Source organism: Mesorhizobium salmacidum (SeqCode) (assembly GCF_037179605.1).
In the GTDB taxonomy this organism is placed as follows: Bacteria; Pseudomonadota; Alphaproteobacteria; order Rhizobiales; family Rhizobiaceae; genus Mesorhizobium; species Mesorhizobium salmacidum.
The window spans coordinates 1-1,580 of record NZ_JAPYKS010000071.1; the positions used below are offsets into that span (position 1 = coordinate 1).

Genomic DNA, 1,580 nt, shown 5'->3' on the forward strand with positions numbered 1-1,580 from the left:
ACCGGATCGACTGGAGCAACCGGCTCGACCGGCTCTACGGGAGCCACAGGTGCAACCGGTGATACCGGAGCAACCGGTTCGACCGGCTCGACCGGAGCTACCGGCTCGACTGGTGCGACCGGTGCGACAGGCTCGACGGGCTCTACTGGTGCAACCGGAGCCACCGGTTCGACCGGAGCAACAGGTTCGACTGGTGCCACCGGTTCGACCGGAGCAACAGGCTCGACTGGTGCCACCGGCTCGACTGGTGCCACCGGTTCGACCGGAGCAACAGGTTCGACGGGTGCCACCGGCTCGACTGGTGCCACCGGCTCGACCGGAGCAACCGGCTCGACCGGGGCCACAGGCTCGACTGGAGCTACAGGTGCGACGGGAGCTACCGGCTCGACCGGAGCAACAGGTTCGACCGGAGCTACAGGCTCGACTGGTGCAACAGGTTCGACTGGGGCAACCGGCTCGACTGGAGCGACGGGTTCGACCGGAGCGACAGGCTCGACTGGAGCGACTGGCTCGACCGGAGCAACCGGCTCGACCGGAGCCACCGGCTCGACCGGAGCGACAGGCTCGACTGGAGCCACCGGCTCGACTGGGGCCACTGGCTCGACTGGGGCCACCGGCTCGACTGGTGCCACCGGTTCGACTGGTGCCACCGGCTCGACGGGTGCCACCGGCTCGACGGGTGCCACCGGCTCGACTGGGGCCACCGGCTCGACCGGAGCAACAGGCTCAACTGGAGCGACGGGTTCGACCGGAGCGACAGGCTCGACTGGAGCGACTGGCTCGACCGGAGCCACCGGCTCGACCGGAGCGACGGGTTCGACCGGAGCGACAGGCTCGACTGGAGCGACAGGCTCGACTGGGGCAACCGGCTCGACTGGGGCCACCGGCTCGACTGGGGCAACCGGCTCGACCGGAGCCACCGGCTCGACTGGGGCCACTGGCTCGACCGGAGCCACCGGCTCGACTGGGGCCACCGGCTCGACTGGGGCCACCGGCTCGACTGGGGCAACCGGCTCGACTGGGGCCACCGGCTCGACCGGAGCAACAGGCTCGACTGGAGCGACGGGTTCGACCGGAGCGACAGGCTCGACTGGAGCTACAGGCTCGACTGGGGCAACCGGCTCGACTGGGGCCACCGGCTCGACTGGGGCAACCGGCTCGACCGGAGCCACCGGCTCGACTGGGGCCACTGGCTCGACCGGAGCCACCGGCTCGACTGGTGCCACCGGCTCGACTGGGGCCACAGGCTCGACTGGGGCAACCGGCTCGACTGGGGCCACCGGCTCGACTGGGGCAACAGGCTCGACTGGGGCAACCGGCTCGACTGGGGCCACCGGCTCGACCGGAGCCACCGGCTCGACTGGTGCAACTGGCTCGACCGGAGCCACCGGCTCGACCGGAGCCACCGGCTCGACTGGAGCCACCGGCTCGACTGGGGCCACTGGCTCGACTGGGGCCACCGGCTCGACTGGTGCCACCGGTTCGACTGGTGCCACCGGCTCGACGGGTGCCACCGGCTCGACCGGAGCAACAGGCTCAACTGGAGCGACGGGTTCGACCGGAGCGACAGGCTCGACTGG

General features: G+C 71.1%; 1 protein-coding gene. It reads right to left on the reverse strand.

Features of this window, described 5'->3' with window-relative positions; translation table 11 throughout:
- On the reverse strand, positions 1–1,580 hold a 1,580-nt coding region (locus O7A60_RS31630; RefSeq protein WP_337109567.1), incomplete at both ends, for a DUF4573 domain-containing protein.